At 74.3% G+C, this 21675-nt stretch carries 22 protein-coding genes; 10 read left to right on the top strand and 12 right to left on the bottom strand.

Translation table 11 applies throughout. The features are described from left to right. Positions 1 to 8: 8 nt before the first annotated feature. From ACR9E3_RS10490 to ACR9E3_RS10470, 5 genes are all read left to right on the top strand, one after another. Complete coding sequence (locus ACR9E3_RS10490; protein WP_460380180.1) at positions 9 to 1664, top strand: acyl--CoA ligase family protein; 1656 nt, start codon at positions 9 to 11, stop codon at positions 1662 to 1664. Positions 1665 to 1843: 179 nt separating this feature from the next. Beyond that, positions 1844 to 2395, top strand: coding sequence for a hypothetical protein (locus tag ACR9E3_RS10485; protein WP_460380179.1), 552 nt, complete (start codon positions 1844 to 1846; stop codon positions 2393 to 2395). Positions 2396 to 2454: 59 nt separating this feature from the next. After that, positions 2455 to 2961, top strand: coding sequence for a hypothetical protein (locus ACR9E3_RS10480; RefSeq protein WP_460380178.1), 507 nt, complete (start codon positions 2455 to 2457; stop codon positions 2959 to 2961). A 72-nt stretch (positions 2962 to 3033) separates the two neighbouring features. Next, complete coding sequence (locus tag ACR9E3_RS10475; protein ID WP_460380177.1) at positions 3034 to 4374, top strand: MFS transporter; 1341 nt, start codon at positions 3034 to 3036, stop codon at positions 4372 to 4374. Positions 4375 to 4390: 16 nt separating this feature from the next. Further along, the gene (locus tag ACR9E3_RS10470; protein WP_460380176.1) at positions 4391 to 5014 is read left to right on the top strand and encodes a nucleoside/nucleotide kinase family protein; all 624 of its coding nucleotides are present in this window, start codon (positions 4391 to 4393) and stop codon (positions 5012 to 5014) included. A 430-nt stretch (positions 5015 to 5444) separates the two neighbouring features. On the opposite strand, the gene ACR9E3_RS10465 is transcribed toward ACR9E3_RS10470, so the two are convergent. Genes ACR9E3_RS10465 through ACR9E3_RS10455 form a run of 3 tightly spaced genes read right to left on the bottom strand, consistent with a single transcriptional unit; the run spans position 5445 to position 9449 of the window. After that, the gene (locus tag ACR9E3_RS10465; protein ID WP_460380175.1) at positions 5445 to 7058 is read right to left on the bottom strand and encodes a flavin-containing monooxygenase; all 1614 of its coding nucleotides are present in this window, start codon (positions 7056 to 7058) and stop codon (positions 5445 to 5447) included. Positions 7059 to 7060: 2 nt separating this feature from the next. Then, a complete protein-coding gene (locus ACR9E3_RS10460) occupies positions 7061 to 8065 on the bottom strand; it encodes an ERCC4 domain-containing protein (RefSeq protein WP_460380174.1) in 1005 nt (334 codons plus the stop codon). Between the two features lie 10 nt (positions 8066 to 8075). Then, a complete protein-coding gene (locus ACR9E3_RS10455; protein ID WP_460380401.1) occupies positions 8076 to 9449 on the bottom strand; it encodes an FAD-binding oxidoreductase in 1374 nt (457 codons plus the stop codon). Positions 9450 to 9510: 61 nt separating this feature from the next. Between ACR9E3_RS10455 and ACR9E3_RS10450 the strand changes: the two genes are divergently transcribed. Beyond that, on the top strand, positions 9511 to 10068 hold the full coding sequence (locus ACR9E3_RS10450; protein ID WP_460380173.1) for a dihydrofolate reductase family protein: 558 nt from the start codon (positions 9511 to 9513) through the stop codon (positions 10066 to 10068). Here ACR9E3_RS10450 and ACR9E3_RS10445 read toward each other — a convergent pair. Then, positions 10065 to 10724, bottom strand: coding sequence for a TetR/AcrR family transcriptional regulator (locus tag ACR9E3_RS10445; protein WP_460380172.1), 660 nt, complete (start codon positions 10722 to 10724; stop codon positions 10065 to 10067). The genes ACR9E3_RS10450 and ACR9E3_RS10445 overlap by 4 nt on opposite strands. 74 nt (positions 10725 to 10798) lie before the next feature. Between ACR9E3_RS10445 and ACR9E3_RS10440 the strand changes: the two genes are divergently transcribed. Together ACR9E3_RS10440 and ACR9E3_RS10435 are read left to right on the top strand one after the other, a co-directional pair. Continuing rightward, a complete protein-coding gene (locus ACR9E3_RS10440) occupies positions 10799 to 11938 on the top strand; it encodes an FAD-dependent oxidoreductase (protein WP_460380171.1) in 1140 nt (379 codons plus the stop codon). A 45-nt stretch (positions 11939 to 11983) separates the two neighbouring features. Continuing rightward, positions 11984 to 12784, top strand: a complete 801-nt coding sequence (locus tag ACR9E3_RS10435) for a siderophore-interacting protein (RefSeq protein ID WP_460380170.1) — start codon at positions 11984 to 11986, stop codon at positions 12782 to 12784. 45 nt (positions 12785 to 12829) lie between these two features. Here ACR9E3_RS10435 and ACR9E3_RS10430 read toward each other — a convergent pair whose 3' ends face one another. Next, positions 12830 to 13264, bottom strand: coding sequence for a MarR family winged helix-turn-helix transcriptional regulator (locus ACR9E3_RS10430; protein ID WP_460380168.1), 435 nt, complete (start codon positions 13262 to 13264; stop codon positions 12830 to 12832). Between the two features lie 46 nt (positions 13265 to 13310). Between ACR9E3_RS10430 and ACR9E3_RS10425 the strand changes: the two genes are divergently transcribed. Further along, positions 13311 to 14081, top strand: a complete 771-nt coding sequence (locus ACR9E3_RS10425; RefSeq protein WP_460380167.1) for an alpha/beta fold hydrolase — start codon at positions 13311 to 13313, stop codon at positions 14079 to 14081. A 16-nt stretch (positions 14082 to 14097) separates the two neighbouring features. Here the strand turns inward: ACR9E3_RS10425 and ACR9E3_RS10420 are convergent, their stop codons facing one another. Genes ACR9E3_RS10420 through ACR9E3_RS10390 form a run of 7 tightly spaced genes read right to left on the bottom strand, consistent with a single transcriptional unit; the run spans position 14098 to position 19741 of the window. Beyond that, a complete protein-coding gene (locus ACR9E3_RS10420) occupies positions 14098 to 14469 on the bottom strand; it encodes a hypothetical protein (protein WP_460380166.1) in 372 nt (123 codons plus the stop codon). Between the two features lie 7 nt (positions 14470 to 14476). Beyond that, on the bottom strand, positions 14477 to 14848 hold the full coding sequence (locus tag ACR9E3_RS10415; RefSeq protein ID WP_460380165.1) for a hypothetical protein: 372 nt from the start codon (positions 14846 to 14848) through the stop codon (positions 14477 to 14479). A 31-nt stretch (positions 14849 to 14879) separates the two neighbouring features. Then, entirely contained in the window at positions 14880 to 15134 is a 255-nt protein-coding gene (locus tag ACR9E3_RS10410) for a hypothetical protein (RefSeq protein WP_285657729.1), read from the bottom strand. Beyond that, positions 15131 to 15388: an acyl carrier protein gene (locus tag ACR9E3_RS10405; RefSeq protein WP_285657731.1), complete on the bottom strand. Its 258-nt coding sequence runs from the start codon at positions 15386 to 15388 to the stop codon at positions 15131 to 15133. The genes ACR9E3_RS10410 and ACR9E3_RS10405 overlap by 4 nt, the downstream gene beginning before the upstream one ends. 2 nt (positions 15389 to 15390) lie before the next feature. Then, positions 15391 to 16983 (bottom strand): amino acid adenylation domain-containing protein, encoded by a 1593-nt coding sequence (locus tag ACR9E3_RS10400; protein ID WP_460380164.1) that lies wholly within the window; start codon positions 16981 to 16983, stop codon positions 15391 to 15393. Continuing rightward, entirely contained in the window at positions 16980 to 17993 is a 1014-nt protein-coding gene (locus tag ACR9E3_RS10395) for an LLM class flavin-dependent oxidoreductase (protein WP_460380163.1), read from the bottom strand. The genes ACR9E3_RS10400 and ACR9E3_RS10395 overlap by 4 nt, the downstream gene beginning before the upstream one ends. Continuing rightward, a complete protein-coding gene (locus ACR9E3_RS10390; RefSeq protein WP_460380162.1) occupies positions 17990 to 19741 on the bottom strand; it encodes a carbamoyltransferase family protein in 1752 nt (583 codons plus the stop codon). Before ACR9E3_RS10390 ends, ACR9E3_RS10395 begins: the two co-directional genes overlap by 4 nt. A gap of 202 nt (positions 19742 to 19943) precedes the next feature. Here ACR9E3_RS10390 and ACR9E3_RS10385 point away from each other — a divergent pair, with 202 nt between their 5' ends. Next, positions 19944 to 21656, top strand: a complete 1713-nt coding sequence (locus ACR9E3_RS10385; protein ID WP_460380161.1) for a P-loop domain-containing protein — start codon at positions 19944 to 19946, stop codon at positions 21654 to 21656. Positions 21657 to 21675: the final 19 nt, after the last annotated feature.

The raw sequence follows: 21675 nt of genomic DNA, 5'->3' as shown, positions 1-21675 counted from the left end.
ATCGGGGCATGGCGGACTCCTCGCAGACGTGGATCACCGAACTGACGCCGCTGTCGTTCCTGCGCCGCTCGGCGGACGTCTACCCGGACAAGACGGCGATCGTCCACGGCGGCGAGCGGATCTCCTACGCGCAGTTCGCCGCAGCGGCCCAGCGCCTCGCGCGCGGGCTGCGGGCGAGCGGTGTCGGGCCCGGGGACCGCGTCGCGTGCCTGCTGCCCAACGTGCCGCCGATGCTGGTCGCGCACTTCGGGGTGCCGCTGGCGGGCGCGGTGCTCGTCGCGGTCAACACCCGCCTGTCGAGCGAGGAGGTGCGCTACATCCTCGACCACGCGCAGGCGACCGTGCTCGTGGTCGACTCGGCGCTGCGCGGCACGGTCGAGCCGATCGCCGACTCGCTGGAGACGGTGCGCGAGATCGTCACCCTCGTCGACCCGCAGGGCCCGGACGCCGGGACGTCCGTGGCCGGCGCGACGTGGGACGACCTGCTGGCGCGCGGCGACGAGGGCGAGGACCTGCCGTGGGCGGTGGACGACGAGCGCTCGACGATCAGCATCAACTACACGTCGGGCACCACCGGGCGCCCGAAGGGCGTGCAGTACCACCACCGCGGCGCGTACCTGAACTCCTTCGGCGAGATCGTGCACTCGTACCACGACCCGTCGAGCGTCTACCTGTGGACGCTGCCGATGTTCCACTGCAACGGCTGGTGCACCCCGTGGGCCGTCACGGCGATCGGCGGCACGCACGTGTGCCTGCGCGAGGTGCGCGGTGACCGCATCTGGGAGCTGATCGGCGAGCACCGGGTCACCCACCTCAACGGCGCCCCGACCGTCGTCACGACGATCATGAACGCGGCCGAGGCGCGCACCCTGGACTACGCGCTCGTCGTCACCACCGCCGGCGCCCCGCCGAGCCCGACGACCATCCTCGAGATGGAGAAGATGGGCTTCCGGATCGTGCACGTCTACGGGCTCACCGAGACCTACGGGCCGTACTCGGTGTGCCAGTGGCAGGAGGACTGGCGCGGGCTGGAGGAGCACGAGCGGGCGAAGCTGCAGGCGCGCCAGGGCGTCGGGATGCTGCAGACCGAGCCGTTGCGCGTCGTCGAACCCCTCGGCGAGGACGTGACCGACTGGGCGTCGGTCCGGCTGGTCGACGTGCCCCGCGACGGCGCGACGATGGGCGAGATCGTCATGCAGGGCAACAACGTCATGTCCGGCTACTTCCGTGACCCGGACGCGACGGCCAAGGCGTTCGCCGGCGGCTGGTACCACTCCGGCGACCTCGGCGTGATGCACCCCGACGGCTACGTCGAGCTGCGCGACCGCGCCAAGGACGTCGTCATCTCCGGCGGCGAGAACATCTCCACCGTCGAGGTCGAGCAGGCTGTGCTCTCCCACCCCGCGGTCCTCGAGGCCGCCGTGGTCGGCGTGCCCGACGAGACGTGGGGCGAGCGCCCCAAGGCCTTCGTCATCCTGCGCTCCGGGCAGTCCGCGGAACCCGACGCGATCATCGAGCACGTCAAGGGCGCCATCGCCCGCTACAAGGCGCCCCGCGACGTCGAGATCGTCGACGAGCTCCCCAAGACGTCGACCGGGAAGATCCAGAAGTTCGAGCTCCGCGCCAAGGAGTGGGGCGAGGGCACCACGCGCATCCGCGGCTGAGGTGTGTCAGCGAAGTGCCTTCACTGACACTCAGCGTCCGTATCGGTACTTCGATCACCGCCGCTCGTCGCGCGGGCCCGTCACGCGGTCGCGGTGCGCGCTTGAGGGGACCCGGTGACGGGAACCGCTCCCCGACGGCGGAGGATGTCCGCCGCTGCCGTGACGAGGAGCGAGGACGCGTGAGCGAGCAGTTCGTGGACCCGACCGAGGCCGCCGTCGAGAACGACACGACGGACCTGGGCGACGAGCCGGCGGTCATCCTGGACGAGGACCGTCTGGACGCCGACCCGCTCGAGGACGGCATGGACGCCCCCGAGGGCTACAGCCGCGACGTCCGCCTCGGCGGCACGCAGGAGTGGGAGACCGAGGACGCGACGATCGACGAGCGGCTCCCGCAGGAGGAGCCGGACGTCGGCGAGGAGGAGCCGCCCGCGCAGCCGGTGGCCGCCACGCCCATCGACGACCTCGACGAGTCGATCGACGACCCGGCCAACGCCGTGGACGGCGTCGGGGGCGGCGCGGTCCTGGACGCGCAGGGCGGCGACGGGGTCGCCGCGGACGAGCAGCTCGCCGAGGCCGGCCGCGAGGTCGAGCTCGGGCTGTCCTCGGCGAACGGCGACGCCGAGCCCACGGGTCTGCCGGCCGACGACGCGATCGGCGAGGTCGCCGCCATCGACCGCGAGCCGGGGACCGCCGAGGAGGAGGCGCTGCGCGTGGAGCAGGAGAACTGAGCGTCCGGGAGGCGGCGCGCCGGGTCGCGTCGCAGCAGGGGGCGCTGGTCGCCGGGGCGGTGGTGGCCGTCCTGGTGGTGCTGCTCGTCGGCGCGTTGCTCGGCGGCTGGCGCCCGTTCGTCGCCGAGCCGGACGTCCTGACCTACGGGCCGGACGGCGACCTCGGGCAGTTCACCCTGTTCGAGGGCCAGTGCGCGCGCGGCCGGCTCGCGGCCGGCCCCGGGTTCGGTGCGGACGCCGACGCGCAGTGCGGCAACCCGCACGACGTCGAGGTGGTCGCGGCGACCTCCCCGGTCGGCGAGGGTCGCCCGGTGTCCTACCCGGGCGAGGCCGCGCTGGCCGACTTCGGGCGCGCCTACTGCGCGCTCTACCAGGACTCCGACCTGCTGGTGCCCAACGCCAGCGGTGTCGACCGCGAGGACCTCCACATGATGGCCGTCGTCCCGAGCCGGGCCGCGTTCGCCGACCCGCGGTCGGCCGGTGGCACGTCCGGAGGACGGCAGGTCAGTTGCGTCATCTCGCGTGATGACGGAGAGCAACTGACGGACCGCTTCTCGGTGATCTGACCTGAACGGACCAGTCACTCGGGGCACCTGAGGTATTGCCCTGCGTGAGTGTGATCGCGAACATGGTCCGGCATGAGCACACTCCCGGCCGGAGCCGACCGTCGGGCGCTCAAGCGCCGCGCGGTCGTCGCGAGCACCGTCGGCACCACGATCGAGTGGTACGACTTCTTCCTGTACAACACCGCCGCCGCGCTGGTGTTCGGTCCGCTGTTCTTCGCCAACTCGGAGACCGGCGGCGTCCTGCTCGCGTTCTCGACGCAGTTCGTCGGGTTCGCGGCGCGCCCCATCGGCGCCGCGATCTTCGGCCACTACGGCGACCGGATCGGGCGCAAGTACAGCCTGGTGGCGACGTTGCTGCTCATGGGTGGCGCGACGGTGCTGATCGGCTGCCTGCCCACCTACGCCTCGATCGGGGTGCTCGCCCCGGTCCTGCTGACCCTGCTGCGCGTGCTGCAGGGCATCGGCGTCGGCGGTGAGTGGGGCGGCTCGGTGCTCATGTCGATGGAGTGGGGGACGCGCAAGCAGCGCGGCCTCATGGCGTCGTGGCCGCAGGCCGGCGTGCCGATCGGGCTCGCGCTCGGCACCGCGGTCGTCTACTTCTTCTCCGGCCCCGAGTTCCTCGAGTGGGGCTGGCGGGTGCCGTTCATCGCGAGCATCGTGCTCGTCGGGATCGGCCTGTGGGTGCGGCTCTCGGTGCTCGAGTCGCCGGCGTTCGCCCAGATCAAGACCGCGGGCAAGACCGTCAAGCTGCCGCTGGCCGACACCCTGCGCACCCAGTGGCGCGACGTGCTCAAGGCGATGTTCGTGCGCACCGCCGAGCAGGGGCCGTTCTACCTGTTCACGTCGTTCGTGCTGGTCTACGGCACCCAGCAGCTCAAGCTCGAGCGCAGCGACCTGCTGCTCTACCTCATCGTCGCCGCCTGCATCGGGATCATCAGCGTCCCGTTCTTCGGCTGGCTCTCCGACCGGATCGGCCGACGGCTCGTCTACGGGGTGGGCGTCGTGCTCACCGGGCTCTACGCGTTCCCGTACTTCGCGCTGCTGGACACCAAGGTGGCCCCGCTGGTGCTGCTGGGCATGATCCTCGGCCTGATCTTCCACGACATGATGTACGGGCCGCAGGCGGCGCTGATCTCCGAGAGCTTCGGCACCGGCATCCGCTACACCGGCGCCGGCCTCGGCTACCAGCTGGCCTCGATCACCGCGGGCGGCCCGGCGCCGCTCATCGCGGCGGCGATCCTCGGCGCGACGAAGTCCAGCTTCTGGATCTCGATCTACATCATCGGCTGTGCGGTCGTCTCGTTCATCGCGCTGCTGACCATGCACCCGCGGCCGCCCGAGGCCGACGAGGCCGACGAGGCGTCCGAGGACCACGCGGGCCAGGACACCATCCGCAACGCCGCCCAGGCCTGAGGGCACCCTGGGACGGGTGCCCATCCGTCCGCTGACCCCCGAGGCCCTCGCCGCCGAGCTCGTCGCGGCGATCGACCGTGCCGCGCCGGGCCGCGTCCGGGTGCTCGTCGACGGCGCGCCGCCCGCGCGTCCCGACGTGCTCGCCGACGCGCTGGTCGATCCGCTGCGGGTGCGCTCGCGGCCCGTCGTGCGGGTCTCCGCGTGGGACTACCTGCGCCCGGCGTCGGTGCGCCTCGAACGCGGGCGCACCGACCCGGACGCGTTCTACGACGACTGGCTCGACGCCGGCGCGCTCGTGCGCGAGGTCCTCGCACCGGTCGAGCCCGGCGGCAGCGGGCAGGTGCTGCCCCGCTTCTGGGACGTCGACGTCGACCGGGCCGTGCGCGCGGAGCGGGTCGCGCTGCCCGAGTCCGGTGTCGTGGTGGTCGACGGCCCCCTGCTCCTCGGGCGGGGCCTGCCGGCCGACCTGACCGTGCACCTCGCCCTGTCGGCCACCGTGCTGCAGCGGCGCACCCCGGCCGACGAGGCCTGGACCCTGCCCGCCTACGCCCGCTACGAGGACGAGGTCGACCCCGTCGCCGTCGCCGACCTCGTGGTCCGCGCCGACCACCCCGACCGCCCGGCCCTCCAGACGGCCTGACGTCGTGGTCCGGGGTGGGCGTGTCAGCCTGGCGTCCACGCTGACGCTGAACGTCAGGAAAGCCACCACGATCACCCGGGCCTTCGTCGCGGCGAGGGGCACACCGGCGCCCGGGGTGTGCGAGGAATGCGGCTTTCCTGGCGTGTGACGCCAGGATCGCCACATGCTCGCCGGCGCGACACGCCGAGCCGGGGACGACGGGGCGCGAGCATCGCCGCACGCCGCGCGAGCACCGCGGCACGACACGCGAGGAGCACGTTCGGCAGGTCGCCAACCGTCCGGATCACGCGCAGAGCGCCTCTCGCCGGCGCTCACCCGGGCCGCAAGCCCTCACCGGAGATCACGGGCGCGTCATCGACTCCGGTCCGCGCGCCCCGGTGCACCACGCGCTCCTGATCACCGGCGACGGCGTCACAGAACACCCGCGCCGTCAGGCGCTCGCCCGCTCCTGCCGCTCCCGGAGTGCGAAGCCCGGATACCCCGCGCCCGCCTCGGCGTCGCACATCTCCCGGTACCGCGCGAAGCCGCCGGCGTAGGGCAGGAAGACGCGGGGCTTGCCCGGCACGTTCGCGCCCAGGTACCAGGAGCTCGCCGCCTGCGGGAGCAGCGTCGCGTCCGCCGCCTCGCGCACGTGCTCGGCCCACCGCTCCTGCGCGTCCGGCGTCGGCTCGGCGTCGAGGTCGCGGGCCCGCAGGTGCGCAACGAGGTCGGCGATCCAGTCCACGTGCTGCTCGATCGAGGTCGGCATGTTCGTCAGCACCGACGGGCTGCCCGGGCCGGTGATCGTGAACAGGTTCGGGAACCCGGCGACGCCGAGCCCCAGGTACGTCGCGGCGCCCTCGGCCCACGCGTCGGCGAGCGCGACCCCGTCGCGACCGCGGATCCCGAGCCGCAGCAACGGCCCCGACAGCGCGTCGAAGCCGGTGGCGAAGACCAGCACGTCGAGCCCGTGCTCCGCGCCGGACGCGAGGCGCACCCCGTCCGGCGTGATCTCCGCGATCGGGTCGGCCCGCACGTCGACCAGCGTCACGTTCGGGCGGTTGTAGGTCTCGAAGTACTCGGTGTCGATCGGCGGGCGCTTGGTCGCGAAGGGGTGGTCGCGCGGGAGCAGCGTCTCGGCGACCTCGGGATCGCGCACCGTCGAGCGGATCTTCGAGCGGATGAAGTCGGAGGCCTGCTCGTTGACGGCGGGGTCGGTGAGCACGTCGCGCACCGCGGCGCGGAAGCGCAGCCCGCCGCGCTCCCAGGCCCGCTCGAACAGGTCGCGGCGTTCGTCGGAGGGCAGGGCCAGCGTGTCGACGTCGCTGACGACGAACGGGTGCCCGTTCGTCGAGGCCTGCTGGACGGCGCGGATCGACGGGTAGTCCGCCTTGTACGCCGCCGCCTCGGGGGCCGAGAGCGGCGCGTTGCGGGCGGGGATCGAGAAGTTCGCCGTCCGCTGGAACACCGTCAGGTGCCCGGCGGCCGCCGCGAGCACCGGGATCGCCTGGATACCCGTCGACCCGGTGCCGACGACGCCGACCCGCTGCCCCGTGACGTCGACACCCTCGTGCGGCCACTGCCCGGTGTGGTGCCAGGTCCCGGCGAAGGACTCGAGCCCCGGGATGTCCGGGACGTTCGCCGACGACAGGCAGCCGACCGCGGTCACCAGCCACCGGCAGGTCCACCGCGTGCCGTCCGCGGTGTCGACCACCCACCGGTCGCCGTCCCACTCCGCCGCGACGACGCGGGTCGAGAACGAGAAGGACCGCCGCAGGTCGAACCGGTCGGCCACGTGCTCGAGGTAGGAGAGGATCTCCGCCTGGCCGGGGTAGCGCTCGGACCACTCCCACTCCTGCTCCAGCTCGCGGGAGAAGGAGTAGCAGTAGTAGTAGCTCTCGGAGTCGCACCGGGCTCCGGGGTAGCGGTTCCAGTACCAGGTGCCGCCGACGTCGTCGGCCGCCTCCAGCCCGTGGACGGCGATCCCGAGCCCGCGGAGCCGGTGGATCGTGTAGAGCCCGGCGAAGCCGGCCCCGATGACGAGGACCTCGGGATCGTTGCCCATGCTCACGAGTCTCGGTCGGCGGCCGCGTCGGGGCAACCGTGTGCCTCCCGGTAGCGCGCCCAGACCTCGGGCCGCAGCCGGCCCCGGTCCGGCACGTCGATGCCCTGGTCCCGCGCCCACGCGCGGACCTCGGCGGTGGACGGCTCGGGTGCCGTCCCCGCCGGCAGCTCCGGGGCCGCGCCGGGGAGGCGGGCACCGATGGCGTGCTCGTCGCGGGCCCACGCCAGCGCGGCGGCGAGATAGCGGTAGGCCCACTCCTCGGCCAGCGGCCGCGTCTCGGCGAAGACGATCGGGACGGCGGGCCACCGCACCTGCAGCTCCGCGAGGGAGTCGGCGACCCGCGCGGGACGGACGTGGCGCTGGGCGAACACCCGCGACCACCGGTCCTCGACGACGACGGCCGCCCGCGGCAGCGCCGCGAGCTCGCCCAGCGCGAAGCGCAGCCGCCCGCTCGCGACGCTGGAGATGAGGTCCGACAGCGACTTGCGCTCGACCGAGGCCACCAGCGTCCCGTCGAGGACGACGCCGTAGTCGCCGGCCGGGAGCGTCCGCCGGACGGTGCCCGCCCGCTGGGCGGAGAACGTGTACGGGTAGCGCTCGTGGGCGTCGACGACGATCTCGATCCCGTCGTCGTCCAGGCCCGCGGGCCGCGCGGTGGGCGTCCGGACCTGGGGCCGGGCCTGCTTGCGCGTGCGTGGGGACTGCCAGAACACCATGTCGCGCCCGCGGCCGCGCGTGTAGACGATCTGGGACCGGTTCTCGCGGGAGCGGTCGAGCACGACGTCGATGGCGGCGCCGCGCCGGGCGCACGAGCGCAACGGGGTCCGTTCGACGACGTCGGGGTCGGCCGGCCACTCCTCGGGCTCGGCCGGGTGGCAGTACAGCGCCTTGGTGCGCGGCCACGTGTCCGAGGTGCGGAACACCAGGCCGTCGCCGAGCGGCAGCCAGATCAGGTAGCCCAGCGACGACCCCGGGTCGGGGTTGCGGGCGATGACCAGCTCCGCCACGGCGGTCACCCTAGCGGCGCAGCCCGCAGCCGGGGTTGAGCGTGCCGTCCGGGTCGAGGGCCGCCCGGACCCGTCGGACGACGTCGAGCGCGACGGGGTCGCCGAGGTCGGCGAGGTGTCCGGCCTTGGCGCGTCCGACCCCGTGCTCACCGGAGATCGCACCGCCCAGCGCGACACCGGCGGCGAACACGTCGTGCAGCGTCGCGGCCAGCCGCGCGGGGTCGGACTGGAAGACGGCGAGGTGGACGTTGCCGTCGCCCGCGTGGCCGCAGCCCAGCACCCGGGCGCCGTGGGCGTCGCCGGCGGCGCGGGCACGGGCCAGGAACGTCGCCATCGCCGACCGGGGCACGACGAGGTCGACGATCTCGTCGGCGCCCGCCGCCTTCACCGCCCAGAACGCCCGTTCCCGCGCCTCGACCAGCCGGCGCGCCGAACCCGCGGCCAGGTCGAAGACGTCGGCGGCGCCGGCCGCGCCGAGCAGGGCCGCGAGCTCCTCGGCGTCCTCGTCGACCCGCTCCTGGCGCCGGCCGGCGAGCTCGACCAGCAGGTGGTCGGCGTCGACGAGGTCGTCGGGCAGGCCCAGCGTGAGGTCGGCGGCGTCGCAGACCGCCCGCATCGTCGGGCCGTCGAGGTACTCGCACACCGAGGGCGCGAGCCCGGACGCCAGCACCTGCCCGACCGCGGCGGTCACCGCCTCGGCCGACGGGAACGGGGCCAGCACCGTGCGCCGCGCGGGCAGCTGCGGGTGCAGCCGGACGACGACCTCGGTGACCAGCGCCAGCGTGCCCTCGGAGCCGATCAGCAGCTGGGTGAGGTCGTAGCCCGACGACACCTTCACCAGCCGCCCCCCGGTGCGCGCGACCGACCCGTCGGCGAGCACCGCCTCCAGCCCGAGCACGTGCGCGCGGGTGACGCCGTAGCGCACCGCGCGCATCCCGCCCGCGTTCGTCGCGACCGTGCCGCCGACCGACGCGGAGAGCTCGCCCGGGTGCACCGGGTAGGTCAGCCCGTGCTCGCCCGCGGCCGCGTCGAGGTCGCCGAGCGTGACGCCGGGCTGGACCACGGCCACGGCGTCGACCGGGTCGACCTCGAGGACGCGGTCCATGCGCGCGAACGACACGAGCACGGCACCGTCGTCGGGCGTCGCGGCGCCGGACAGGCCCGTGCCCGCCCCGCGCGCCGTCACGCTCGCCCCGGTCGACCGCGCGACCCGGACGACGGCCGCGACCTCGTCGCGGTCCGCGGGCCACACCACGTACGCGGGCTTGCCGGCGGGGACGCCGAGCGCCTCGTCGCGGCAGAGGTCGGCGACCCTCGGGTCGTCGCCCGCCACCACGTGCTCGGCGCCGACCGCGTCGACGAGGTCGTGAAGCATTCCCGAGATGTAGCACGAACCGCTACGCTCCGGACCACTTGCAGAACGCAACCAGATCGGAGCAGGGCCGATGGGTCGGTTGATCTACTCGATGATGACCACGCTCGACGGCTACACCGCCGACGCCGAGGGCGAGTTCGGCTGGGGCATCACCGAGGACCTGGAGCTCCACCGGGCCATGGAGGAGTCCGTCCGCGACGTCGGCACGTTCCTCTACGGGCGGCGGATGTACGAGACGATGGTGTTCTGGGAGACCGCCCACGAGCTGCCGGACGAGCCGCCGGAGATGGCGGAGTTCGCCCGCACCTGGCAGGCCGCCGACAAGATCGTCTACTCCCGGACGCTCGAGGCGGTTTCCAGCGCCCGGACGCGGATCGAGCGGGAGTTCGACGCCGACGCCGTGAAGGTGCTCAAGGAGGCCGGTGACGTCACCGTCGACGGGCCGGGGCTCGCGTCGGCGGCGCTCGCGGCCGGCCTGGTCGACGAGATCGCGCCGGTGGTGCTCCCGGTCGTCGTCGGCGGCGGGACGCGCTTCCTCCCCGACGGCCTGCGCCGGTCACTCGAGCTCGTCGGCGAGCGCCGGTTCCCGAGCGGCGCCGTCCACCTGCGCTACCGGGTGCGCGACTAGCGCGGTGGGTGGGTCGTCGTGACGCCGGTGAGCACGAGGTCGATCCCCGCGAGGAACTGCTCGCGGTCGTCGTGCTCGCGCATCTGGTCGGCGACGGTGCGGGTGAACGCGTAGTCCTCGGGGTCGAGCTCCTCCCACGTCGACGCCACCGTGCCGAGGAACTCCCCGCGGTCGACGTCCGGGCCGAGGATTCGGGCGTTCGCGGCGTTCTGCGCGGCGGCGCCGAGGATGTACTGCACCACCACCGACGCCACCGTGAACCACTCGCGCTGCGGCACACCCAGGGCACGGACCTGCCGGCCGACGCTCTCGAAGATGCGGGGTGCCGTCGCCTGCCAGGAGCCGGCGGAGAGCTGCCCCGCGACCCAGGGGTGCTCGTCGATCGCGTCGAACAGGCCGAGGGCGACCGCGCGGACGGCGTCGCGCGGGGATGCGACGCAGGGCTCGTCGGCCAGCGCGGCGTCCACCACCGCGTCCGTCGCGGCGGCCAGCAGCTCGTCCTTGTTCGCGACGTGCCAGTAGATCGCGCCGGGGCCGGTCGCGAGCCGCTCGGAGAGGGCCCGGAACGTCAGTCCGCCCTCGCCGGCGGCGTCCAGCAGTTCCACCGCCGCGTCCACGATCCGCGCGCGGGAGAGCGCCTCCGTCCGCCGTGCCATGCCTCATCTTGACATCTCTGGAGCGGCGTTCCAATCTTTGTCCTGGAACGACATTCCAGAGACGGGTAGCCACCATGACCACCACCCACGTCACGATCATCGGCGCCGGCCTCGGCGGGCTCGTCCTGGCCCGCGTCCTGCACGTCCACGGCGTCGGGGTCACGGTCTACGAGGCCGAACCCTCGCCGACGTCGCGCGCCCAGGGCGGGATGCTCGACATCCACGCCGGGAACGGCCAGCCCGCCCTCGAGGCGGCTGGCCTCACCGAGCCGTTCCGCGCGCTCGTCCTCGAGGGCCGCGAGGCGATGCGCGTCCTGGAGCCGGACGGCACCGTCCTGCTGGACGTGCCCGACGATGGAGAGGGTGGGCGCCCGGAGGTGCAGCGCGCCGAGCTCCGCCGCCTCCTGCTCGACTCCCTGCCGGCGGGTGCCGTCCGCTGGGGCCACAAGGTCAGCGCGGTGCGCCCGCTCGGCGGAGGACGCCACGAGGTCGCCCTCGCCGACGGCACGAGCGTCACCACGGAGCTGCTCGTCGGCGCCGACGGCGCGTGGTCGCGGGTCCGTCCGCTGCTCTCCGCCGCGATCCCGGAGTACAGCGGCTGCTCCTTCGTCGAGACCTGGCTGCACGACGGCGACACCCGCCATCCGGCGGCGGCGGCGGTCGTCGGCGGCGGCTCGCTCATGGCGCTGGCGCCGGGCCAGGGCATCCAGGCCCACCGGGAGAGCGGCGGGACCCTGCACACCTACGTCGCGCTGGCCCGGCCGCGGGAGTGGTTCCGCGGGATCGACTTCGACGACCCGGCGGCGGCCACGGCGGCCGTCGCGCGGGAGTTCGCGGGCTGGGCGCCGGAGCTCACGGCGCTGATCACCGACAGCGACACCGACCCCGTGCTGCGCCCCCTGCACACGTTGCCGATCGGGCACCGGTGGGATCGGGTGCCGGGCGTGACGCTCGTCGGCGACGCCGCCCACCTCGCGCCCCCGAACGGCGAGGGCGCGAACATCGCGATGGAGGACGGGGCCGAGCTCGGCCTGGTGCTCGCCGCACACCCAGACGACGTCGAGGCCGCGCTCGCCGCGTACGAGGAGGCGATGTTCGTCCGCGGCGAGGCAGCCGCCACCGACGGCTCCGAGCTCTACGGGCTGATGTTCGGCGACGACGCGCCGCGCGGTATCCTCGCGATGTTCACCGCGTCGCCGGAGCGGACGGCGTGAGCCGTGCCGGCGGTCCCCGCGGGGCCGCTCGCTAGCGTGGCGGGCATGGTGGTCCGCGACGCCCCGGTCGTCTCGCACGTCGAGCACTCCGAGCACGCCCGGCGGCCGCGACGTGTCGAGGTCGTCGAGGTGCTCGACGTGACCCCGCGGATCCGCCGCGTGCGCCTGGCCGGTGACCTGCACGACCTGCCCGTCACGGGCCCGACCGACCACGCGAAGCTCTTCTTCCCGCCGGCGCCGGGAGAGGAGCCGCCCGAGCCGCAGTTCTCCGCGCGGGGACTGGTCGCCCCGCCGGCGGGCGCGCCCCGGCCGTACCGCGAGTACACGCTGCGCCGCCTCGATCCCGCCGCGGGGACGGTCGACGTCGACCTCGTGCGCCACGGCGGCGGGCTCGCCGGGACGTGGGCCGAGGACCCGCGGGGTGCCCTGTGGATCTACGGGCCGCGGTCGAGCGCCGTCGTCGCGCCGCGCGCCTGGTACCTGCTCGGCGGCGACGAGACCGCGCTGCCGGCACTGGCGCGCTGGATCGACCAGCTGCCGACGGTGCCCGTGCACGTCGTCGTGGAGGTCGCCGACGCCGTCGAGGAGGCCTATCTGGGCGACCTGCCGGCGCACGTGACGGTCGACTGGCGCCACCGTGACGGCGCCGCGCCGGGCACGACGACCCTGCTCGACGACGCCGTCGCGGCCTTCACCCCGCCGGCGGGGGAGGGGTTCGCGTGGATGGGTGCCGAGGCCGGCGCGCTGCGCCCCGTGCGCCGGCGCCTGCGCGCGCTGCTCCCCACCGCCGCCGTCGACCTCGACGGCTACTGGCGCCGGGGCGTCGCGGGCACCGGGCTGGGCTGACCGGCCTCCGTGAGCGGACTTCCCGGCCATCGCCGGGGATTCCGCTCACATCGGGTGGTCCAGCAGACGGGCGCTCAGGGTCCGGAGCACGCGCAGGCAGGCGTCGAGGTCGGCGGGATCGAGGTCGGCGGCGGCCGCCGCGAGCTCGCGGCGCTCGCCGTCGCGCACGTCGGCGAGCACCTCGTCCCCGGCCTCCGTCAGCTCCACGAGCACCGAGCGGCGGTGCGCCGGGTTCTCCCGCGTGCGCACCCAGCCCCGGCCGGCGGCGTCGTCGACCGAGCGCTGCACGAACTGCCGGCTCAGCATGAGCGTGCGCCCGAGCGCCGGCACCGTCGTCGCGCCGCACCCCGCCAGCGCGTCGAGCACCGCGCGCACGCCCACCGGCATGCCGCCCTCGCGCTCCACGGCCCGCACGCCGCGGCGGTAGAGCGGGCCGAGCACGTCGAACACCTCGGCCAGCCGGGCCCCGGGGTCGGTCATGACACCCATGTTGTCACAGTGGCCGAGACATGACACCTTGGGTGTCATGCTGCACCACCTCGACCGCGGCGACGGCCCGCCCGTCGTGCTCCTGCACGCCGGCGCCCTCGACCACCGGCTCTGGGAGCCCCAGGTCGCCGAGCTCGCGCGCCGCCGCCGCGTCGTCGTCCCCGACCTGCGCGGGCACGGGTGGTCGCCGACCCCCGACTCGCCGTTCCGCCACGCCGACGACGTCGTCGCCCTCCTGCGCGCCCTCGACACGGGGCCGGCGGCGCTCGTGGGCATCTCGCTCGGCGCGCGCACCGCCGTCGACGTCGCGCTCGAGGCGCCCGAGCTGGTCGACCGGCTCGTCGTCAGCGGTGCGGGCGCGGGGGAGCCCGAGTTCCGCGACCCCGCGATCCTCGACCTGTTCGCCCGCTGGGCCCGCGCGGAGCAGGAGCGCGACCCCGACGCGTGGGTGGAGATCTTCCTGCGGCTGAGCTCCGGCCCGGACCGTGCGCTCGCCGACATCGAGCCCGCCGTGATCGACCACGTCCGCGCCATGGTCCGGACGACGCTGCAGCGCCACGTCCCCGACGGCCCGCCGGTGCCGCCGACGCCGGTGCCGGACGCCCGCGAGCGCTCGACGGCGCTGGCGGTGCCCGTCCTCGCGGTGGTCGGCGAGCTCGACTGGCCCGACCACCGGCGCCTGGCCCGGGAGCTGGCGGCGGAAGCACCGGACGGCCGCGTCGTGGAGATTCCCGACGCCGCGCACTACCCGAACCTGGAGCAGCCCGAGGCGTTCACCGACCTCCTCCGCGAGCAGTTGGCGCCCTGATAGGGGCGCCAACTGCTCACGTGGGCGAGACGCGACGGATCCAGAGCAGGCCCAGGATCGGGAGAACGACGGGGACGAAGCCGTAGCCGATGCCGAAGTCCGACCACACCGTCGGGTCGGGGAAGTCCTCCGGGCGCAGCAGCGACAGCGTCCCGATCCCGAGCACGCCGACGAGCTCCACGACCACCGCCACCAGGGCGACCCGGCGGGCGCCCCGCCCGAGCGCGACCGCGGCGACCAGGTAGACGGCGGCGGCGAACGCCGAGAGCAGGTAGGCCTCCGGCGCGCGCTCGAACTGCACCGCGATCTGGTACAGCGCCCGGGCACCGGCCGAGATCGCGAAGACGACGTAGACGACGAGCAGCACGCGGCCCGGGCCGGCGCTCAAGCGACGCTCAGGCACCCGTCACCGTCCAGACCTGCCCGGTCCGCAGGGAGAGCACGGCGAGCGTGACGCCCGCGACCGCGAGCACCACCGAGCCGTACCGGGTGCGCTCGCCGTGGGCCAGCGCCGCCCCGATCGGGAGGACCACCAGGGTCGCGATCAGGTAGCCGACGATCTCGACGACGGCGCCGGTCGTCCGCCCGCCCAGCACGACGAGCCCGACGACGAGCACCAGCGCCTGCACGAGCGCGACGGCCTCGAGCACCAGCAGCCCGACGCGGTGCCGGATCGTCGGGGCCTGGCCGACGGCCGCGGAGACCGCGCACCACAGCGCCCACGCCAGGGCGAGCGCGAGGACCGCGAAGGTCAGGCCGACGATCACGGCGCGAGCCTACGAGCGGCCCGCGGCGGCTTCAGGAACCGGCCTCCCGGCGGGCGTACGACACCGCGGCCATCGAGGCCCGCGCCGACGCGAGCACCGAGGCCCAGTCGGCCTCGTCGCCGCCGGTGCGCATCGCGAGCAGCTCCCGGGCGCACAGCGCGGCCTCGTGCGCGGCCCACAGCAGGGGGTCGCGGTCGGCCGGGGGCGCGCTGAGCGCCTCGAGCACCGCCGAGAGGTGCCCGTCGATCTCGCCGAGGTCGGCCTGGTCCGCCGTGGGCGCGCTCACGCGGTCACCCCGCTCTCGGTGAGGAACGCGGCCATCGCGTCGACGCTGCGGAAGCGGTCGATGTCGAAGTCGTCGAGCGGCAGCCTGCAGCCGAACGTGTCCTCGATCCCGACGATGAGCGTGACCAGGGCCAGGGAGTCCAGCAGGCCGTCGGCGACGAGGTCGGTGTCCGAGGACGGCACCTCGACTCCGAGCCGGTCTCGGACGAGGTCGGTGAGCTGGTCGGTCAACGCACCGGTGGTGGCGTCGGGCATCGTCAGCGTCCTCCTGTCGCGGCACCCACGGGCGCGAAGTGCTCCCGCAGCGCCGGCCGGTCGATCTTCCCGTTGACGTTGTGGGGCAGGTCGTCCATCTCGGCCCACCGCGCCGGGACCATGTACTTCGGCACGAGCTCGCCGACCTGGCGGCGCACGTCGGTGGCGGGCAGGACGTGCCCCTCGGCCACCGAGTACGCGCAGCAGATCGTCGTGCCCTCGAAGCCGCCGGTATCGACGCCGACCACGGCCAGCTCACGGATCCCCGGCACGGTGGCGAGAGCCGCTTCGATCTCGCCGAGCTCGATCCGGTAGCCCCGGCTCTTGATCTGCGAGTCGGCGCGCCCCAGGAAGTGCGTCACGCCCCGGTCGTCCACCCGCGCGAGGTCGCCGGTGCGGTAGAGCCGCTCACCGGAGGGGTCCGGGCGGAACGCCGCCGCGGTCTTCTCCGGGTCGCGCCAGTAGCCCGGTGAGAGCCCGGCGCCGCCGATCCACAGGTCGCCGATCTCGCCCGGGGGCACCGGCGCCATCGACTCGTCGAGCACGCGGAGCTCCTCGCCGTCGCAGGCCCGCCCGATGGGGACCGGCACCGTCTCGTCGGCGGGGACCTCCGGCACGTCGTAGACGCTCGACGCGATCGTGGCCTCGGTCGGCCCGTAGAGGTTGGAGAAACGCACGTGGGGCAGCCGGCGCATCCAGTGCGCGAGCACCGGGGTCGGCAGCACCTCGCCGCACCACAGGAGCCGCTCGAGGGCCGGGAAGTCGTCCTGCGCGACGGCCTCGAAGCGGGCCAGGTAGGTCAGCACGCTGGGCACCGAGAACCACTGCGTGAGCGCCCGGTCGCGGATGAACGCCGCGGTGGCCCGCGGGTCGACGCCCAGGGACGCCGGCACGAGGTGCAGCTCGGCGCCGGCGGACAGCGTCCCGTAGATGTCGAAGGTCGACAGGTCGAAGTGCAGCGGCGGGTGCCCGGAGACGCGGTCGCCGGGCTTCGTGCCGTAGTGGCGCACCGCCCAGTCGACGAACGCGAGCACCGTGTCGTGGGTGATCATCACGCCCTTGGGTACGCCGGTGGATCCCGACGTGAACAGCAGGTGCGCGAGGTCGACCGGGGCGATGCCCGGTGTCTCCGCGGAGGCCCCGAGCAGGTCGGCGCGCGTGAAGGCGACCCCGTCCTGCGTGTCGAGCGCGCCGATCACCGGCGTCGCGTCGGGCGGCAGCTCGGCGAGGACCTCGTCGAGCAGCGGGCGCGAGGCCGCGTCGACGAGCACGATCTCCGGCTCGGCGGCCGCGACGATGCGCGCGACCCGCGACGCCGGGCCCGCCGGGTCGATCGGCACGTAGGCCCCGGCCGCGCGCAGCGTCCCGATGAGCGCTGCGATCGTCCACGGCGCCTTCTCCGCGAGCACGCCGACCCGGCCGCCCGGGCGCAGGCCGTGCGCGAGGAGCACGTGGGCGATCCGGTTGACCGCGCCGTCGAGCTCGGCGTAGGTCATCGTCTCGTCGGCGCCGACGATCGCGGTGCGGTCCGCGTGGCGCTCGGCGGACGACGCGAGGAGGTCCTGCAGGTGGGTCGCCCCGTCGAACGCGGTCACGCGCCCACCGCCGCGCCGGCCCGGGAGAACACCTCGCCCGCGTGCCCCAGGTCCTCGGGGTCCGGCGGGATGTCGAGCACGAACACCTCGACGCCGCGCTCGAGGTAGCGGGCGACCTCGGCCGCGACGCGGTCGTGCGACCCGACGAGGTAGGGACAGAAGGACTGGTAGTTCTCGAACGGGCCGAGCCAGTACGGCTCCGGTTCGCTGCCCAGCTCGGCCGGCGGGGTCGCGGTCTTCGTGCGGCGCGCGAGCTGGTGGTGCCAGTGCGAGTCCGAGACCCGCATGGCCATCGCGTGGGCGACCTGACCGCTGCGGTCGGCCGGGAAGCGCTCGTGCGCCACGCGCCAGGCCTCGTCGGCGTCCTCGCGGGCGATGATCCCCATCCGCACCCCGCCGCCGCTCGGGGCGTCCGCCGGGTCGGTCTCGGCCAGCGGCTCCGGGTAGCGGATCGGCGTCGCGCCGATCTCCTCGGCCGCGGCGCGCCCGGCCGGCGACGACCCGGAGATGAGCACCTCGGGCAGCAGCTCCGGCGGGCACGCCGGCGTGAGCTTGAGGTTCTCCACCTGGTGCCAACGACCGTCACGCGTCACCGTTTCGCCGCGCAGCAGGCCGGTGAGGATCTGGGTGTACTCGACGGTGCGCGCGTAGCGGTCGTCGTGCTCGGTGCGGTCGCCGAGCGCGACCAGGTCGTTCTTGAACCCGCCCGCGAGCATGTTCAGGTGCACCGACCGGCCGTGCAGGTACGCCAGCGACGACACCATCGACGCCGCCGTGTACGGGTGCATGTACACCGGCTGCACGGCGACGAGCGGGGCGAGCCGCTCGGTCGCCGCGATCGCGGTCTGGGAGACCAGCCACGGGTCGGCGATCGAGTTGTCGGTGTAGACCAGCATCCCCGCGCAGCCGGCCTCCTCGCTCCACCGGGCCGTCGCGGCCACGGCGTCGAGGTACTCGCCGGGGGCGACGTCCTTGGACTGCGGGCAGGTCGAGTAGACGGTCAGGCTCACTGGGTCTTCCCCTCCACGACGAAGCCCTCGATGTAGAGCCTGTCGAGCGCGATCCCGGCGAACGTGTCGATCGCCGTCGCCGGGTCCATGATCAGCGGCTGGCCCTTGACGTTGAACGAGGTGTTCACCGTGACGCCGGCGCCGGTGCGCTCGCGCACGCCGGTCAGCAGGCGGTGGAACCCCGGCGCCAGGTCCGGGCGCACGGTCTGGATCCGCGCCGAGTCGTCGGCGTGGACGATCCCGTCGACCGTCCCGCGGGCCTCGGGGCGGACGTGCGCGGTGCAGAGCATGTAGCGGTCGGGCTCGAAGTTCCGCGTGACGAACAGGCGGTCGACGTCCTCGTCGAGCACCGCGGGCGCGAACGGCCGGAAGGCCTCGCGGAACTTCACCGCGCCGTTGATCCGGTCCTTGATTCGCTCGCCGTCGGGGCGGGCCAGGATCGAGCGGTTGCCCAGCGCGCGCGGGCCGAACTCCATCCGGCCCGAGAACCAGGCGATGATCCGGTCGGCGGCGATGTCGTCGGCGGCGGCCGCGTAGTACTCGTCGGTCTGCCCGACGTACCGCCAGGTCAGGTCGGGGCGGGCCTCGAGCGCGGCGCGGACGTCGTCCTCGGTGTACTGCGGGCCGAGGTACGGGTCGAACGGCCCGGTGACCGGGGCGAGCCCGCCGCCCTCGGTCCGGGCGACGTGGTACGCGGCGCCGAGCGCCGACCCGTCGTCGCCGGAGGCGGGCTGCACGAACATCCCGTCGAGGGCCAGGTCGGCGATCGACTGGTTGGACTTGCAGTTGAGGAACGTGCCACCGGCGAGGCAGAGGTGCCGCTCGCCGGTGCGCTCGAGCCAGTAGGAGACGAGGTCGACCAGCAGGTCGGTGAGCCGGGCCTGCAGCGACGCCGCGAAGTCGGCCTCGTCGCGCTGGATCGACCCGTCGGGCTCGGAGGGGGTGAACGCGGCCTCGGCGAGGAACGCCCGGGCGTGCGGGTAGCCGTTCTCGGGCTCGGCGAGGGCGCCGGCCGGCCAGTCGACGACCACGGCGCCACGGTCGGCGTCGAAGCGGGCGAGCTTCTCGAACACCGGGCGGAAGCGCTCCGGGTCGCCGTAGGGCGCGAGGCCCATGACCTTGTACTCGTCGGAGTTGAACTGGAAGCCCAGGAACCGCGTCGCGATGCCGTAGAGGATGCCCAGCGACGTCGCGATCGACTGGGTGTGCAGGCTCTCCAGCTCGCCGCCGGCGGCCCGGTAGATGGTCATCGACTCGGCCTCGCCCATGCCGTCGCTGACCACGACCAGCGCGGAGTCGAAGCCGCTCGCCGCCAGGGCCGACTCGGCGTGGGAGACGTGGTGGCGCACGGGGCGGAAGCGCTCGGCGACGCGCGTCCAGCCGGCCTCGGTGAGACCGTCGATCACCGTCGCGCTGGCGTAGACCTCGTCGAACGGCGCGCCGGTGATCTCGAAGGCGCGGCGGTGGCGCTCGTAGTCGAAGCCGTGGGCGATGAGGTCGACGTCCTCGCGGGACACGCCGGCCTCGCGCAGGCAGTAGTCGATGGCGGACAGCGGCAGCGCCCCGGTGCCCTTGTCGCCGGTGAACCGCTCCTCGGCGGCCGCGGCGACGAGCCGGCCGTCGACGATGATCGCCGCCGCGCTGTCCAGCCCCTGGCAGATGCGCTCGTCGAGCTTCGAGATGCCCGGGTGCGTACGACGGAGGTGGTCCTGCGAGTGCGGGAGGCCTGAGAGGCCGAGGACGATCACGGGTGCTCCCCCCGGAGGTGGGCGGCGCAGCGGCTCCGCGCCGACGGTGCACGACGTCTGTGTCGGGTCTCTTTCCACTATGGCGGGCGCAACTTCGCTGCTGCGCATCGGGGTCGGGTCGTGGAGGATGATCGGTTCTTTCGTGAGACGTCCGAGGTCGCGGCGGGTTGCCACGTGTCCGCGATGGGCACTCCGGCCGTCGATGTCCCGTCGTGACGACCTCGCCGCCGCCCTGCGTTCCCTCGATGGTGCGAGCTACGGGCGCTACAAGTCGCTGTCCGGTCAGTGGACGGTGTCCGGGAGGCGCAGCAGTGAGGGGAGCACGCCGATAGGGGAGCCCGACCCGTCGGGAGCGATCGGCCTGGAGGTCCTCCGTGTCCAGGCCGACCCGTTCGCGCCGCCGAGCCGGGTCCGCCTGACCCTCGACGACACCGGCATCCCCGCCGACCTCGTCGCCACCCCCGACCGACGCCGTGCGCTCGCGGGGTTCCTGCTGCGCGGGCTGCGCCGCCGGCTGCGGGGCACGCCGGTGCACGTCGACGCGGGCGGGCCCGAGGTGCTCGAGCGCAGCGCGGGCACGGTCGACGCCGGGGGCGCCGTGACCGTCGAGGTCGGCGTCCCGTTCCCCGGGCCGAAGCGACGCATCCTCGGGCGCGAGGCCGCGACGCTGCTGGGTGAGACGCTCCCGGAGGCGGCGCGCACCGCGCTGTCCTGGTCGTCGGTCGACCAGGACGCGGCGCGGGCCTTCGTCGAGACCGTCGAGGACGCGGTCGCGCTGCGCGGCGCGCTGGCCGACCGCGGGCTCGTCGCGTTCGTCGCCGACGGCGCGGTGCTGCCCCGGCGCAGCGGCGTGGACGACCGTCCGATGGAGGGCGCGACGCCGTTCGGCGGTCCGGCGTCCCTGGCGGTGACGCTCGAGGCGCCGAACGCCGGCCGCGTGACCGGGATGGGCGTGCCCGAGGGCGTCACGCTGATCGTCGGCGGCGGGTACCACGGCAAGTCGACGCTGCTGCGCGCCCTGGAGGCCGGCGTCTACGACCACGTGCCCGGTGACGGCCGCGAGCAGGTGGTCACCCGGCCGGACGCGGTCAAGCTGCGGGCCGAGGACGGGCGCGCGGTCGTCCACGACGACGTCTCGGCGTTCGTCGCCCACCTGCCCTCCGGCGAACCCACCGACGACTTCTCGACCACCAACGCCTCGGGCTCCACCAGCCAGGCCGCGTCGACGGTCGAGGCGGTCGAGGCGGGCGCGGACGTGCTGCTCATCGACGAGGACACCTCGGCGACGAACATGATGATCCGCGACGGGCGGATGCAGCAGCTGATCGCCACCGAGCCGCTCGTGCCCTTCGTGGAGCGGGTGCGCCCGCTGCACGCCGAGCGCGGGGTGTCGACGGTGCTGGTCATGGGCGGGTCGGGCGACTACCTCGGCGTCGCCGACACCGTGATCATGATGGACGCCTACCGGGCGTCGGACGTCACTGGGCGGGCCCACGAGATCGCCGCGGCCGGCCCGTCGCGCACCGTCGAGCACACCGGCTTCCCGGCGGTCGCACCGCGCGTCGTCGACCCGGCCTCGCTGGACCCGACGGCGAAGGGCAGGCGCCGGGTCACCGCGCGCGGGCGCGACCGGCTGACGTTCGGCGAGGACGACATCGACCTGGGCGCGGTCGAGCAGATCACCGACCGCTCGCAGGTCGCCGGCATCGGGCGGGCGCTGGCGCTCCTGGGCGACGGGGTGCTCGACGGGACGATCACACTCGCCGAGGGCCTCGACCTGCTGGACGCCGAGCTCGGCCGGCGGGGGCTGGCGGCGCTGCTCGACGGCCGCTCCGAGGACCTCGCCCGCCCCCGGCGCCACGAGGTCGCCGCCGCCCTGAACCGCCTGCGCTCGCTGCGGCTCAAGCGTATGTGAGCGAACTTTGGGCCTATAG

It is taken from the genome of Actinomycetospora sp. C-140 (genome assembly GCF_054796175.1).
Note: the sequence above shows the minus strand (reverse complement) of the source record. Positions and strands in the feature narration are given on the sequence as shown.

What these genes read in the sequence shown, in the direction of transcription:
- ACR9E3_RS10430 (WP_460380168.1), bottom strand. Translation starts at nt 13,264, where the DNA reads ATGACCGACCCCGGGGCCCGGCTGGCCGAGGTGTTCGACGTGCTCGGC.
- ACR9E3_RS10475 (WP_460380177.1), top strand. Translation starts at nt 3,034, where the DNA reads ATGAGCACACTCCCGGCCGGAGCCGACCGTCGGGCGCTCAAGCGCCGC.
- ACR9E3_RS10490 (WP_460380180.1), top strand. Translation starts at nt 9, where the DNA reads ATGGCGGACTCCTCGCAGACGTGGATCACCGAACTGACGCCGCTGTCG.
- ACR9E3_RS10405 (WP_285657731.1), bottom strand. Translation starts at nt 15,388, where the DNA reads ATGCCCGACGCCACCACCGGTGCGTTGACCGACCAGCTCACCGACCTC.
- ACR9E3_RS10425 (WP_460380167.1), top strand. Translation starts at nt 13,311, where the DNA reads ATGCTGCACCACCTCGACCGCGGCGACGGCCCGCCCGTCGTGCTCCTG.
- ACR9E3_RS10450 (WP_460380173.1), top strand. Translation starts at nt 9,511, where the DNA reads ATGGGTCGGTTGATCTACTCGATGATGACCACGCTCGACGGCTACACC.
- ACR9E3_RS10445 (WP_460380172.1), bottom strand. Translation starts at nt 10,724, where the DNA reads ATGGCACGGCGGACGGAGGCGCTCTCCCGCGCGCGGATCGTGGACGCG.
- ACR9E3_RS10435 (WP_460380170.1), top strand. Translation starts at nt 11,984, where the DNA reads ATGGTGGTCCGCGACGCCCCGGTCGTCTCGCACGTCGAGCACTCCGAG.
- ACR9E3_RS10465 (WP_460380175.1), bottom strand. Translation starts at nt 7,058, where the DNA reads ATGGGCAACGATCCCGAGGTCCTCGTCATCGGGGCCGGCTTCGCCGGG.
- ACR9E3_RS10385 (WP_460380161.1), top strand. Translation starts at nt 19,944, where the DNA reads ATGTCCCGTCGTGACGACCTCGCCGCCGCCCTGCGTTCCCTCGATGGT.
- ACR9E3_RS10440 (WP_460380171.1), top strand. Translation starts at nt 10,799, where the DNA reads ATGACCACCACCCACGTCACGATCATCGGCGCCGGCCTCGGCGGGCTC.